The sequence below is a fragment of the Cellulomonas algicola genome (genome assembly GCF_003851725.1).
GTDB classification, from domain to species: domain Bacteria; phylum Actinomycetota; class Actinomycetes; order Actinomycetales; family Cellulomonadaceae; genus Cellulomonas; species Cellulomonas algicola.
Window position 1 is genome coordinate 1 of sequence record NZ_BHYL01000064.1, and the last position, 14,839, is coordinate 14,839.

Annotated in this window: 7 protein-coding genes and 1 pseudogene; all 8 read left to right on the plus strand. The window is 75.7% G+C overall.

What is annotated here, in order from left to right; genetic code table 11:
* Positions 1-439: pseudogene (locus tag CTKZ_RS05095) on the plus strand (alpha/beta hydrolase family protein); the annotation flags it as partial.
* Positions 440-533: 94 nt separating this feature from the next.
* The gene (locus CTKZ_RS05100; protein WP_124341937.1) at positions 534-1,448 is read left to right on the plus strand and encodes a PP2C family protein-serine/threonine phosphatase; all 915 of its coding nucleotides are present in this window, start codon (positions 534-536) and stop codon (positions 1,446-1,448) included.
* On the plus strand, positions 1,445-2,878 hold the full coding sequence (locus CTKZ_RS05105) for an FHA domain-containing protein (protein ID WP_124341938.1): 1,434 nt from the start codon (positions 1,445-1,447) through the stop codon (positions 2,876-2,878). The genes CTKZ_RS05100 and CTKZ_RS05105 overlap by 4 nt, the downstream gene beginning before the upstream one ends.
* Complete coding sequence (locus tag CTKZ_RS05110) at positions 2,875-4,443, plus strand: protein kinase domain-containing protein (RefSeq protein ID WP_124341939.1); 1,569 nt, start codon at positions 2,875-2,877, stop codon at positions 4,441-4,443. The genes CTKZ_RS05105 and CTKZ_RS05110 overlap by 4 nt, the downstream gene beginning before the upstream one ends.
* On the plus strand, positions 4,440-10,535 hold the full coding sequence (locus tag CTKZ_RS05115) for an Ig-like domain-containing protein (RefSeq protein WP_124341940.1): 6,096 nt from the start codon (positions 4,440-4,442) through the stop codon (positions 10,533-10,535). The genes CTKZ_RS05110 and CTKZ_RS05115 overlap by 4 nt, the downstream gene beginning before the upstream one ends.
* A gap of 49 nt (positions 10,536-10,584) precedes the next feature.
* On the plus strand, positions 10,585-11,541 hold the full coding sequence (locus tag CTKZ_RS05120; RefSeq protein ID WP_124341941.1) for an AAA family ATPase: 957 nt from the start codon (positions 10,585-10,587) through the stop codon (positions 11,539-11,541).
* An 8-nt stretch (positions 11,542-11,549) separates the two neighbouring features.
* Complete coding sequence (locus tag CTKZ_RS05125; protein ID WP_235843348.1) at positions 11,550-12,692, plus strand: DUF58 domain-containing protein; 1,143 nt, start codon at positions 11,550-11,552, stop codon at positions 12,690-12,692.
* Positions 12,689-14,839 (plus strand): transglutaminase-like domain-containing protein (locus tag CTKZ_RS05130; protein ID WP_235843349.1); only part of this gene is annotated, 2,151 nt, incomplete at its 3' end. The genes CTKZ_RS05125 and CTKZ_RS05130, both read left to right, overlap by 4 nt.

The following is a 14,839-nucleotide window of genomic DNA, read 5'->3' on the forward strand; positions in this document are numbered from 1 at the left end:
AGCGCGCACCGTCGAGGCCGTGCGCGCGCGCGTGGGTCGCCGGCGCCCGGGCACCGAGGCCGCGAGCCCGGTGCCCGTGGCGGCGCGACCGGCCCGGTTCGGCCCCGGCGTCGCGTCGCGGCTCACCGTGCTGGGCGTCGGCACGGTCGTCACGGTCGTCGCGCTCGTCGTGTACCTCGTCGCGGTCGCCCGGCTCGCGCTCGACTACGAGCGCAACGACTGGGTCGTGCAGGGCGGGTGGCTCCTGGTGCGCCTGCTCGGGGTGGGCGCCGTCGTCGCGGGCGTCGTGCTCGCCCGGCGCGTGCACCGGCTCGGCGTCGCGCACGCGCCCGTCGCCGGCGGCGTGCTGCGCGTCGTCGCGGGGTGGGCGGTCGTCGTCGGGTCGGCCGTGCTTCTTGTCGTCCTGGCCTACTGGGGCGTGTTCCAGCTCGGCATCTGACCGCTCGTCGGTCCTCGTTTGTGTGGGACCGGCCCTGGTGAGGCACCATATGCGCGGCGCCCCAAGGCGTCGTCCGGACCGAGGAGGGGGCTGCGTGCGCACGTCCTGGGGCTCGGCGACCGATCGAGGCCTCGTCCGCGAGGTCAACGAGGACGCGCTGCTCGCGTACCCGCCCGTCTTCCTCGTCGCCGACGGGATGGGCGGGCACGACGCCGGCGACCTCGCGAGCCGGATCGCCGTCGAGGAGTTCGCCCAGCTCGCGGGCCAGCTCGCCGCGACCGCCGACGACGTGCACGCGTGCTTCACGCGCACCGCCGCGCGCATCCGCGGCGAGTTCACCGGCGGGCGACGCGGCGGCACCACCGTGGCCGGGGTCGCCGTCACCGAGCACGAGGGCGGGTCGTACTGGCTCGTCTTCAACGTGGGCGACTCGCGCGTCTACCGCTGGTCCGAGGGCGTCCTCGAGCAGGTGAGCGTCGACCACTCCGTCGTCCAGGAGCTCATCGACCTCGGCGAGATCACCACCGCCGACGCCGAGCGGCACCCCGAGCGGCACGTCCTCACGCGCGCGCTCGGCACCGGCGAGCCGCCCGAGCCCGACTACTGGCTGCTGCCCGCCGGCCTCACCGACCGGCTCCTCATCTGCACCGACGGCCTCACGCGCGAGCTCCACGACGAGGACCTCGCGGCCGTGCTCGCCGCCGTCGGCGACCCGCAGGACGTCGCGACGCAGCTCGTCCAGGCCGCGCTCGCGCGGGGTGCGCGCGACAACGTCAGCGCCGTCGTCGTCGACGTCGCGACCGCGGCCGGGGCGCTCGACGACGTCCACATCACCGTGCCGCGCATCGGCGCCGACCTCGCCCCGACCCAGTGGGACGAGATGCTCAACGGGGCGACCGTGCCCCGTTCGCCCGCGCGGCCCTCGTCAACCTCCCCCGGGACGTCGGACCATGGAGGCACACTCTCGTCCGCACCCCCGACCGCTCGCGACCAGGAGACCCCGACATGAGCGTGCCCCAGTACAGCGCCGGCGAGTGGACCGCGGTCGTCCGGCCGGGGTTCGTCGCGCTCGTCGGCCCGCAGGCCGACGCCGACGTCGCCCGCGCGCTGTGGGACGCCGCGCCGCAGGGCGTCCTCGCGGTGCTCGACGTGCTCGCGCGCGACGGGCTCGCCGCGCTGCCGCCGTTCGCCGTCGCGTCCGTCGACGGCACGCGGGTGCACGTCGCCGTGCGCGGTGACGTCGACGTCGAGGTGACCGCGACCGACGGCGCCGTGCAGGTGCTGCGCGCCGGGGCCGTCCGCACGTGGTCGGAGCAGGTGCTCGAGACCGTGGGCGTGGTCGTCGCGCGCGCCGATGGAGCGCCCGACGCGCCCACGCTCCCGCTCGTCGAGGGCGTCGCGCCCGCCGGGACCGTGCGCGTGGACGTCGCCGAGGTCGTCGTGCCCGTCGTCGAGCCCGTCGTCGAGGAGGCGCAGCCGACCGCCGGCGAGCCGTCGGTCGACGACCACGCGTCGTCGCACGCCGAGGGCACCCCCGCGCCCGCCGCCGAGGTCGAGCACGTCGTCGTGGCGCCGGTCGCCGTCGAGCCGGTCGCGCCCGCGGCGGTCCCGGCGGAGCCTGTCGCGGACGAGCCTGCGGCCGTCGAGCCCGCGGCCTTCGAGCCGGTGGCGGTCGAGCCGGCGCCCGAGCCGGTGGTCGAGGCCGAGCCCGCCGCGGCGCCCGTCGCGCTCACCAAGGACACCCCGCAGGCGCAGGTCGCGGACGTCGTCGAGGAGCCCGTCACCCCGGCCGACGACGCGTGGGAGCACACCGTGCGCACGCCCGCGTCGGCGGCCTACCCGCTCGAGCCGCAGCCGACCGAGCCGCGCTACGACGTCGTCGCGGCCGCCGAGCAGTTCCTGGAGCAGCACGCGCAGCGTCCGGGTCTGGTCGACCTGCCGCCCGTGCGTCCCGTCGACCAGCCCGTGCCGCCCGCGTCGCCGGACGACCACGACGGCCTCACGATCCTGTCGTCGGACCTCGCCGCGATCCGCGACCAGCTCCCCAGCTGGGCAGCCGACGAGGTGCCCGGCCCCTTCGCGGTCCCCGCGGCGGCGGAGCCGGCCAAGCTCGTGCTGTCGACCGGCCTGGTCGTGACGCTCGACCGCGCGGTGCTGCTCGGCCGTGCGCCGCAGGTCGCGCGCGTCACCAACCGCGAGCTGCCGCGCCTCGTCACGGTGCCCAGCCCGCAGCAGGACATCTCGCGCACGCACGCCGAGGTGCGCGTCGAGGGCGACCACGTCCTCGTCACGGACCTCGACTCCACGAACGGCGTGCACGTCGCCCGGCCGGGGGAGGGCGCGCGCCGCCTGCACCCCGGCGAGCCGAGCGTCGTCGCGACCGACGAGGTCGTCGACCTGGGTGACGGGGTGACGTTCACCGTGGAGCGGGGGTCGTGACCGCACGCCGCGAAGCCTCCTCCCCGCCGCGACTGCCCGGCTACGAGTTCCTCAGGGTCCTCGGGCTGGGCGGTTTCGCGGACGTGTTCCTGTACCAGCAGGAGCTCCCGCGACGTGAGGTCGCGGTCAAGGTGCTGCTCGCCGGCAGCCTCGACGACGAGGTCCGGTCGCGGTTCCAGTCCGAGGCCAACCTCATGGCCCAGCTGTCGCACCACCCGTCGATCGTCACGATCTACCAGGCGGCGATCGCGGCCGACGGCCGGCCGTACCTCGTCATGGAGTACTGCTCGCGGCCCGGTCTCGCCGAGCGGTACCGGCAGGAGCGGATCTCCGTCGCGGAGTCGCTGCGGATCGGCGTGCGCCTCGCGTCGGCGATCGAGACCGCGCACCGCGCGGGCATCCTGCACCGCGACATCAAGCCCGCGAACGTCCTGACGACCGACTTCGGCTGGCCGGCCCTCACGGACTTCGGCATCGCCGCGACCACCGGGCACGGCGCCGGGGCGACGGTCGGGATGTCGATCCCGTGGTCGCCCCCCGAGCTGCTCAGCGAGCACCCGACGGGCGACCAGCGCTCCGACGTGTACTCGCTCGGTGCGACGGTCTACTCGCTGCTCGCGGGCCGCACGCCGTTCGAGATCCCGGGCGGCCAGAACAGCGCGCAGCAGCTCGTCGCGCGCATCGAGCGCTCGCCGCTGCCGCCGACCGGGCGCGACGACGTGCCGGTCGGCCTGCAGCACGTGCTCGAGCGCGCGATGGCGAAGGACCCCGAGCGACGGTTCTCGTCGGCCGCCGCGATGGGGCGGGCGCTCCAGGCCGTCGAGTCGGCCCTCCGCCTCCCCGTGACGCCGCTCGACCTGTCCGACGACGGCGACGAGCCGGTCGAGCCGCTGCCGGTCACACCGTCCGCGGAGCCCGAGGACGCGACCCGGGTCCGGTCGGTCGTCACGCTCGACCCGCACGCCGGTGCGCGCACGACGCCAGGTGTCCCGCGGCCGCCCGACGCCGACGAACCGACGCGGCTCCAGGGCGTCCACGTCGTGCCCCCGGACGCCCGGCCCGAGCCCCCGCGCCCGTCCGCGTTCGTCGTGCCCGACGAGCCGGCCGTCGCGACCGAGGACCAGCGTCCCGGCGCGTCACGACGCACCCGCGTGCTCGCGGGCGTCGCGGCCGCCGTCGTGCTGCTCGGCACCGTGACCGCGGTCGCGGTCGCGACGCTGTCGAGCGACCCGCCGCCGCGCACCTCACCGACGCAGGACGACCTGTCGGGCGACGCGCCGCAGGTGACGGGAGGGGTCGTGCCCGCGCCGCACTCGATCCGGGCGACCCCGCAGGCCGACGGCTCCGTCGTCTTCACCTGGGTCAACCCCGACCCGGCGGAGGGCGACCGCTACCTGTGGGCGGTCCGCACCGCGACGGGCGAGCCCACGCCGCAGCTCACGGACGCACCCACGGTGACCGTGCCCGCCGAGCAGGCGCCCGGCGGCCAGGTGTGCATCGAGGTGTCGATCGTCCGCGCCGACCGGTCGTCGTCCGCGCAGCCCGCGCAGGGGTGCTCGGCATGAGCTGGCAGACGGTCCGCAGCCGCGCGACGAAGACGATGGCCGTGGTCACGCTGCCCGCCGTCGTCGCGGTCCTCGCGCTCGTCGACCAAGGTTTCCCACTCGCACGCGTCGACCTCAACGACGGCGGCGTGTGGCTCACCAACACGAGCCAGCTCAAGCTCGGCCGGTTCAACGCGCAGGTCGAGGAGCTCGACGCGGGCGTCGTCACCAGCGGCAGCACGTTCGACGTCCAGCAGGACGGCGGCGACGTGCTGCTGCTCGAGGCGACCGGCTTCTCGGTCGTGGACCCGGCGTCCGTCACGCAGACGACCGCGGTGGCCGTCGCCGGCGCCGACGTCTCCATGGCGGCCGGGACGGTCGCGGTCGCCGCGGGCGGCGACGCCTGGGTGCGCACGGTCGACCAGCTCGACCGGCTCAACGTCCCGCAGGACCCGGCCGACGCCGAGGTCGGGGACGGCGGCACGGTCGTGGTCGCGCGCAGCGGCGTCGCGCTCGCCGTCGCCGAGGACGGCGAGGTCACGCGCGTCGACCTGTCGCAGCTCCCGACGACCACGCCCGGCGGCACGCTGCGCGGGGAGGGGGACATCGACTCCGTGACGGCCGTCGGCGACGAGCCCGTCGTGCTCTCGGGCAGCACGGTCCGGACGCTGCACGGCACGGTCGAGCTCGACGGCGAGGACCTCGCGCTCCAGGAGCCGGGGCCGCAGTCGTCGCGCGTGCTGGTCGCGAGCCGCGACGCGCTGCTCGAGGTGCCGCTCGACGGCGGCGACGTGGTCGAGCACCCGACGACGGGGGAGGGCCGCCCGGCCCGGCCCGTGCAGGTCGGGTCGTGCGCGCACGCCGCGTGGGCGACGCCCGTCGGCTCGTACCTCGAGCTGTGCGACGGGACGAAGCCGCAGGTCCGCAACCTCCAGGACATGTCCGCGCAGGACGTGCTCGTCTTCCGCGTCAACCACGGCATCGTCGTGCTCAACGACACGCTGCGCGGCCGCGTCTGGATGCCGACGCAGGACACCGACCTGCGCACACCGGACTGGCAGGACGTCGTGCCCGAGGAGGAGCCCGAGGAGGCCGAGGACGAGTCGCAGACCCCGCAGACCACGCAGGAGCTCGTGACGGAGTGCTCGGACTCGTCGGCGGCGCCCGTCGCCGCGGACGACGAGTTCGGCGTGCGCCCCGGCCGGACGACGATCCTGCCGGTCATCGACAACGACTCCTCGTCCGACTGCGGGATCCTCGTCATCTCGACCGTCGACCCGCTGCCGCCCGAGTTCGGCACGGTCGAGCCCATCTTCGGCGGCCGGTCCCTCCAGGTCGCGGTCGCGCCCGACGCGACCGGCACGGCCGAGTTCACGTACACGGTCGACGACGGCCGCGGCACGAGCTCCCCGACGACCGCGCGCGTGCGGCTGACGGCGCGCGACGGCTCGCTCGACGACCCGCCCGTGCAGCTGCGGAACGGCTCGCTGCGCGTCGAGGCGGGCGGCGAGGCGGACTACCAGGTGCTCGCGGACTTCCGCGACCCCGACGGCGACGACCTCGTGCTCGTCGGCGCGTCGGCCGACGCGGCGGCCGGGACGGTGCGGTTCCGCCAGGACGGGTCGCTCACGTTCCGGGCGGACGGGGGGCGGCTCGGCCGCACACCGGTCACGGTGCTGGTCTCCGACGGCACGCACACCGTCGAGGGCTCGCTCGAGGTCGACGTGCGGCCGGCGGGCTCGCTCGCGCCGCAGATCGACCCCGTGCACGCCGTCACCTACGTCGGGCAGGCCGTGACGCTGCGGCCCCTCGACGCGGTGCGCTCGTCGTCGCAGGAGGCACCGCGGCTCGCGAGCGTCGACCAGGTGGTCGGCGCGACCGTCGAGGCGGACCTCGCGGCCGGCACGTTCACGTTCTCCGCGCCGCGCGCCCAGACGTACTACGTGCCGTTCGTCGTGACCGCGGCGCCGCAGCAGGCGACGGGTCTCGCGCGCGTCGACGTGCTCGAGTGGCCCGAGCAGGCACGCCCGCCCGTCGCGGTGCGCGACGTCGCGTACCTGCCGGCGGGCGGCGAGGTCACGATCGACCCGCTCGAGAACGACTCCGACCCGGCGGGCGGCGTGCTCGTCCTGCAGGACGTCGACGTCCCGCCCGGCCTCGGCCTGCACGCCGCGGTCCTCGAGCACCGGTACGTCCAGATCACGGCCGACCGCACGCTCACCGAGCCCGTGTCGTTGCGGTACGTCGTGTCGAACGGCGGCGAGGAGGCGGTCGGCGAGATCGTCGTGCGGCCCGTGGCCGCGACCGGGACGTCGCAGCCGCCCGTGGTGCGCAACGTCGAGGCGTCCGTGCGCACCGGGGGCGTCGTGACCATCCCGGTGCTCGACACGGCGTACGACCCCGACGGCGACCGGCTCACCGTCCAGCCGACGCTGGCGGAGCCGCTCGGCGACGGCGAGGGGCTGCTCTTCGTGTCGGGCGACGTGCTGCGCTACCAGGCGCCGTCGACACCGATGACGGCGCGCGCGACGTTCGTGGTCCGCGACGAGACCGGCAACGAGACCGCCGCGACCCTCACGGTGCGCGTGCACGCGTCCGACGCCGCGACCAAGGCGCCGCCGCGGCCGCGCGACCTCGAGGCGCGTGTCTTCGCGGGCGACACGGTCCGCATCGACGTCCCGCTCGTCGGGATCGACGACGACGGCGACGGTGTCGCGCTCCTCGGCTTCGCCAAGCCGCCCGAGCGCGGCCGGATCGTCGAGGTCGGCGCGGACTACCTGGTCTACGAGGCGGCGCAGGACGACCTCGGCACCGTCACGTTCAGCTACGCGGTCGAGGACTGGACCGGCCAGCGCGCCGTCGCGGACATCCGGGTCGGCATCGCCAAGAGGCCCACGACCGCGGCCACCGTCGTCGCGCGCGACGACGCGGTGACGGTCGCCCCGGGCCGCACGGTCGAGGTGCGGGTGCTCGCCAACGACGTCGACTCGAGCGGCGGCGACCTGACGCTGTCCGACGAGCTCGTGACGTCGCCGACGGACGCCTCCGCGCGGGTGGAGGGTCGACGCATCATCGTGCGGGCCCCGGAGAGCGACGGGATCTTGCAGATCTCGTACACCGCGACCAACGCGCGCGGCGGGAGCGACACCGCCGTGCTCACGGTGACCGTCACGCGCGACGCCCCCGTCCTGGCACCGATCGCCGCCGACGTCGTCGTGCCGCCCGCCGACACGTTCGAGCTGACCGAGGTCGCCGTCAACGTCCTCACGCTCGCGCAGAACCCGAGCGGCCCGCTGAGCGACCTCGAGGTCTCGGTGCCCCGGTCGGTCGCCGACGTCGCACGCGTGGCGCCGGACGGCCGGGTCGTGATCACGCTCGTCGACCACGCGCAGACGCTGCCGTACCGGCTGACGAACACGACCGACCCGACCGGCGAGGCCGCGTCGTGGGCGTTCATCACGGTGCCCGCGCTCGGGTTCTTCCCGCCGACGCTGCGCCGCGGCGCCCCCGACCTGCGGGTCGCGACGGGCGAGCTGCTCGAGATCTCGCTCGACGAGCAGATCAAGGTCGCCCCGGGCCGCACCGCGCAGGTCGCGGACCCGCTCGGCGTCACCGCGACCAAGTCCGACGGCAGCGGGCTCGTCAAGGACGACACGACGCTGCAGTTCCGGTCCGCGCCCGGGTACGCCGGTCCCGCCTCGATCACGCTCGTCGTCACCGACGCCACGGGTGCGGGCGACTCGTCGGCCCACACCGCGCCCCTCACGCTGCTCATCGACGTGTACGCGGTCGACGACCACCCGCCGACGTTCACGCCCTCGACGATCGACGTGGCCCCCGGCGAGGCGGCCTCGGTGGTCGACCTCCGCGCGTTCACGACCGGTCCCGCGGGGCAGTCGGGCGCCGCGGAGAAGTACAGCTACCAGCTCACCGGGGCGAGCCCGGTCGGGTTCACGGCGACGGTCGAGGCCGGCATCCTCTACGTGGCGGCGGCCCGCGACACCCCGAAGGGCAAGACCGCGCAGCTCCCGATCCGCATCGGCTACGGCCGGTCGGGCTCGCTCGACCAGGCCGTGGCCGTGCGCGTCGTCGCGAGCAAGCGTCCGCTCGCGGTCGTCCTCGACCGGACGCTGACCGACGGCGAGGAGGGCAAGGAGCGGCGCGTCGACGTCCTGGAAGGCGCGTACAACCCGTTCCCCGGCGAGCCGCTGACCGTCGTCGGTGCGCGCGTCGAGTCGGGCCAGGGCACGGTCGCCGTCGGCGACGGGTCGGTGTCGCTGCGCCCGGCCCAGGGGTTCATCGGTCAGATGGTCGCCGTCGTGCGGGTGCGGGACGCGACCGGCGACCCGGACCGCGAGGTCGAGGGGCGCGTGGTCCTCGTCGTGCGCGGGCGTCCGGCCGTCCCGATCGCGCCGCGCGTGGGCGAGGTCCGCGACCGCACGGTGGTCCTGTCGTGGGACGCCCCGGACAACCGCGGCGCACCGATCGAGGAGTACCGCGTCGTCGCCAGCCCGGGCGGCATCGCGCGCTCGTGCACCAGCACGACGTGCACGCTCGACAACCTGACGAACGACGTCGAGTACACGTTCACCGTCGCCGCACGCAACGCCGTCGGCTGGTCGGACCCGAGCGCGCCGTCGGCGCCCGCGCGGCCCGACGCGGTCCCGGACGCGCCCGCGACGCCCTCACTCGAGTTCGGCGACAACGCCGTCACGGCGCGGTGGACCCCGCCGGCGTCGCGCGGGTCGGCCATCTCGAGCTACACGCTGCAGATCTCGCCGTCGCCGCAGAGCGGCCCGGCGAGCGTCTCGACCAGCTCGACGAGCTACACGTTCACCGGCCTGCGCAACGGCACGGCGTACACGGTGCAGGTCCGGGCGCACAACCGCGCGCCCGAGCCGGGTCCGTGGTCGCCGTGGTCGACGCCGATGGTGCCCGCGCGCGCGCCCGACGCCCCGACCGTGCAGGCCCTGCCGACCGACTCGCAGACGGGCCGCGTGCTCGACGTGACGTGGGTGCCCGGTGCCGACAACGGCGACCCGGTCGCCGAGTACGAGGTGACGGTCGAAGGCCCGAACGGTGTGACGGCGCTCGTCCCCGCCGGGCAGACGCGCTGGACGTTCACCCAGGCGAGCACCGGGTACCCGTACAAGGTGTCCGTCCGCGCACGGAACAAGGCCGGCCAGGGCGCCGCCGGGACCACGACCGCGTCGACGTTCGGGCTGCCGACGGCGCCGACCTCCCTCACGGCGACGTCGCTCGCGGGCCAGGGGGCGATCCGCCTGTCGTGGTCCGGCGCCGACGGCAACGGCGCGCCGATCACCGAGTACGTCGTCCGCATGCCTGACGGGACGGAGCGGTCGGTGGGCCGCGGCGAGCAGTGGGTCGCCGAGGGCCTGCAGGGCCGCGACGAGCCGTACACGTTCCAGGTCCGCTCGGTGAACCAGGCCGGGTCGAGCGGGTGGAGCCCGGCGGCGAGCGCCCCCGCGACGACGCCTCCCGGCCAGCCGAACGTCGCCCAGCCGACGGTCACGGGCACGACCTCCGCCGGTCGGCCCACGACGCTGCAGATCAGCTGGTCCGCGGCCGCGGCCAACGGCGGCAGCAACCTGCGGTACCGGTGGAGCCTGCAGACCGACACGGGTCAGCGCGCGGACGGCACCGGCGCGTCGGGCCAGACGGTCGACGTGTCCGGGTGGAACTGGCGCTGGCAGGGCACGCGCGTCACGCTCACGGTCGTCGCGGACACGACGGTCGACGGCCGCACGTTCACCAGCTCGCCGGGCCAGAACAGCGCGGTGGTCACGTGGGGCGCGGTGCCGAAGCAGGTCACGGGCGTCACGCTCACGGCGAACTCCACCGACGCGCCCACGCAGCTCACCGCGGCGTGGTCGGCGCCCGACTCGGGCGGGCTGTCCGTGACCTACCAGGTCTGCTGGTCCGTCGACGGCAACCAGGTCGGCTGCGACGACGAGAACGGCACGACTCGCACGCGGCGCATGCGCGACCTCGGGGACCCCGGGACCGGGGCCAAGGTCACGGTCGTCGTGACCGCCCGCAACGAGAAGGGCGCCGGTCCGGCGTCGAACCCCGTCACCTACACGGTGCCGTGACCCCCGAACCCCGCACCTCGAACCCCGCACGTCCCTGGAGGAGAACACGATGACCCCCGAGCAGAGCGCCTGGTTCGCCGAGACGTTCGACACGCTCGTGTCCAACGTCGGGCAGGCCCTGCTGGGCAAGGACCGGACGATCCGCCTCGCGCTCACCGCGATGCTGGCCGAGGGCCACCTGCTGCTCGAGGACGCGCCCGGCACGGGCAAGACGTCGCTCGCGAAGGCGCTGGCCGCGACGGTGCAGGGCACGCACCACCGGATCCAGTTCACGCCGGACCTGCTGCCGTCGGACGTCACGGGCGTGACGATCTACGACCAGGGGTCGCACAAGTTCGAGTTCCACCAGGGGCCGGTCTTCGCGTCCGTGGTGCTCGCGGACGAGATCAACCGCGCCTCGCCCAAGACGCAGGCCGCGCTGCTCGAGGTCATGGAGGAGGGGCAGGTCACGGTCGACGGCGTGACCCACTCGGTCGGCCGGCCGTTCATGGTCATCGCGACGCAGAACCCGATCGAGCAGGCCGGCACGTACCGCCTCCCGGAGGCGCAGCTCGACCGCTTCCTGATCAAGACGTCGCTCGGCTATCCCGACCGGGCCTCGACGATCGAGATCCTCGCCGGCGCGCGCGACCGCACCACGAACCTCGCGCCGCGCATCACGACGCAGGCGGTCGGCACGATGGCGGACCTGGCCCGCACGGTGCACATCGACGACGCCGTCCTCGACTACGTCGCACGCCTCACGGAGGCCACGCGCGCCGACGCGCAGACGGCCCTCGGCGCGAGCGTCCGCGGCGGGCTCGCGCTCGTGCGCTGCGCGAAGGTGTGGGCCGCGGCGGCGGGCCGCGAGTACGTGCTGCCGGACGACGTGAAGGACCTCGCGCAGCCCGTGCTCACGCACCGGCTCGTGCTCGACACCGAGGCCGAGTTCGCGGGCGTGCGCGCGGACGACGTGCTCGAGCGCATCCTCGAGACGACGGCGCCGCCGGTCCTGCGAGCCGTGTGACGGTGTCCGTGCGCATCTCGCCCCTCGGCTGGGGGACGGCGGTCGTCGCCGTCCTCGGCCTCGTCGCGGGCCGGTGGCTGGGCTGGCTCGAGGTGGCAGCCGTCGGCGCCGCGCTCGCGGCGGTCCTCGTGGTGTCCGGGCTCATGGTGCTCGGCCGGTCGCGGTTCGGCGTCGTGGTCGACCTCGCGGACCGGCGCGTCCGGGTGGGGGAGCGCGCCGTGGGCCGGGTCGAGGTGCGCAACGCGGGGCGGCGGCGCTCGCTGCCGGCCCGGATCGAGCTCCCCGTGGGCTCGTCGGTGGCCGAGCTCGGGGTGCCCGGGCTCGCGCCCGGCGCGTCGCACGACGAGCTCTTCGCGGTGCCGACGTCGCGCCGCGCGGTCGTCGTGGTCGGGCCGGTCCGCTCGGTCCGCGGCGACCCGTTCGGCCTGGTGCGACGCAGCATCCGCTGGACGTCCCCGGTCGAGCTGTTCGTGCACCCGCTCACCGTGGGGCTCAGCGGGTCGGGCTCGGGCGTGCTGCGCGACCTCGAGGGCCAGTCGACGCGCGACCTGTCCGACTCGGACCTGTCGTTCCACGCGCTGCGCGACTACGTCGCCGGCGACGACCGCCGGTACATCCACTGGCGCACGACCGCGCGCCGCGGCTCGCTCATGGTCAAGCAGTTCGAGGACACCCGTCGGACGCAGACGGTGATCGCGCTCGCGACGGACCCGCGCGACTACGCGGACGACGACGAGTTCGAGCTCGCGGTGTCGGTGGTGGCGTCCCTCGCGGTCCACACGATCCGCGAGCAGCGCGACATCGCCGTGCTGGCCGGTCCGGGGGCGCTGCGCGTGCAGACCCCGCCGCTGCTGCTCGACGACTGCGCGCGCCTCACGCAGGCCGACGGCGGGGCGGGCGCGGCCCTGCTCGGGCGCCGGGTCGCGCGTGAGACGCCCGACGTGTCGGTCGCCATCCTCGTGACGGGGTCGGCGGTGGACGACGCGACGCTGCGACTGGGTGCGCGGCACGTCCCCACGGGCACGCGGACCGTCGTCGTGCGCTGCCAGCGCGGGGCCGAGGTCGCGGTCCGCACGCAGGGCACGCTCAGCATGGCGACCGCGGGGGCGCTGTCCGACCTGCCGCGCATGCTCCGCCGGGTGGTCGCGTGAGCACCAGGCCCGTGATCGGCGTGCGGACGGCACGCGCCGCGACGGTCGACGTCGTCGTGCTCGTCGGCGTGCTCGCGCTCGTCCTGCTGCCGCTGCTGCCGGTCTACGGCGGCCTCGCCGCGCTGCCCGCGATCGTCGGGGGCCTCGTCCTCGGTGCGGGCGTCGCGCTGGCCGCCGCCGCGCGTCGCTGGTCGGCGGCCGTGACGGTCGCCGTGCTGACCGTCACCTACCTGCTCGCGGGCGGCCCGCTCGCGGCCCCGTCGACGACGGTCGCGGGCGTCGTGCCGACCGCGCGGACCGCGGTCGAGCTCGCGCGCGGTGCGGCGTCGACGTGGAAGCAGCTGCTCACGCTGCAGCCCCCGGTCGGCACCAGCGGGTCGCTGCTCGTCGCGGCCTACCTGCTCGCGCTGGTCGGCTCGGCGGTCGCCGTGACGCTCGCGGTGCGCGTGCGCCGCCCGGCCGTCGCGGCGCTCGCCGCCGTGGTGCCGCTCGTCGTCATGGTCGCCGTCGTCGTCCTCGGCACGCGGGACCCGGTGCCGCCGCCCGCGCTCACCGGCACGGTCGCGGTGCTCGCGCTGCTGCCGTGGGCCGCCGCCCGCACGGGTCTGCTGCGGCCTCGACGCGTCGTGGCGCTCGGCTCGCTCGTGGCGGTGGCCGTCGCGGCCGGGGTCGTCGGGGCGCCCGCCGTCGTCGGCGACACCCCGCGGTACGTCGTGCGCGACGAGATCGTCCCGCCGTTCGACCCCCGGGACTACCCGAGCCCGCTCTCGGCGTTCCGGCACTTCGTCAAGCTCGGCGAGGACACGACGCTGCTGACGGTGCGCGGCCTGCCCGACGGAGCGCGTGTGCGGCTCGCCACGATGGACCGCTACGACGGGGTCGTCTGGAACGTCTCCGGGGACGGCTCGGCCGACGCGTCGGGGGAGTTCCGCCGGGTCGGCGAGGTGCTGGAGCCGTCGGTCGACGGCGACCAGGCGCAGGTCGAGGTCGAGATCGGGGCGCTCTCGGGCGTCTGGCTGCCGACGGTCGGCATGGCGACGTCGTTCGACCTGGGCGCGTCGTCGGGCGCGCTGCGGTACAACGACGCGACCGGGGCCGCGGTGCTCGTGGGCGGTGTGCGCAAGGGCCTGACGTACGACGTCGACGTCGTCGTCCCGCCCACGCCGGACCCGTCCGACATCGGCGCCGCGCCCGCGGCGGCCGTCACGCTCCCGGAGGTCGTCGGGGCGCCCGACGTCGTCGCGGTGACCGCACCCGACGTCGCGCGCGACGCCGGCGACCCGGCCGAGGTCGCGACCGCGCTCACGAAGTGGCTCTCCGAGAAGGGGTACTTCAGCCACGGCGTCGCACCCGAGGACTACCCGTCGCTGTCAGGCCACGGCGCGTTCCGCATGACGGCCCTGCTCGGCGGCGACCTCATGGTCGGTGACGGCGAGCAGTACGCGTCGGCGCTCGCGCTCCTGGCCCGCGAGATGGGCCTGCCCGCGCGCGTCGTGATCGGCTTCGAACCCGAGCCGTCGGGCGGCGAGCCGGTCGAGCTCACGGGCGACGACATCCGCGCGTGGGTGGAGATCGCGTTCACGGGCTACGGCTGGGTGCCGTTCGACCCGACGCCGCCGCCGACGCAGACGCCGCAGGAGGACCAGCAGCAGGCGCCGACGCAGCCCGACCCGCAGGTCGTCCAGCCGCCCCCGCCGCCGCCGGACGCCGTGACGCCGCCCGACGAGGACACCGAGCAGCCGACGACGGACGACCCCCAGGACGACGCCGACGGCAACGCCGTGTGGCGGCTGGTGGCCCGGATCGCGGGGATCGCGTCGATCCCGGTCGTGCTCGTCCTCCTGCCGTTCCTGGTGGTGGGTGTCCTCAAGGCGCGGCGCCGCCGACGTCGTCGCCGTCGGGCGGACACCGTCGGGCGCGTCGCGGGCGGCTGGGAGGAGGTCGTCGACCACGCGCACGACCTGCGCCGCCCGGTGCCCGACCTCGCGACCCGGCAGGAGGGTGCGCGGGCGCTCGCGCACGCGTTCGCCGACGCGCCGGCTCCGCAGGCGGCCGCCGTCGCCGCGACGGTGCACGAGCTCGCCGGGCACGCCGACCGTGCGGTCTTCGCGGCGGCCGAGCCGACCGACGCCGACGCGGCGGCCTAC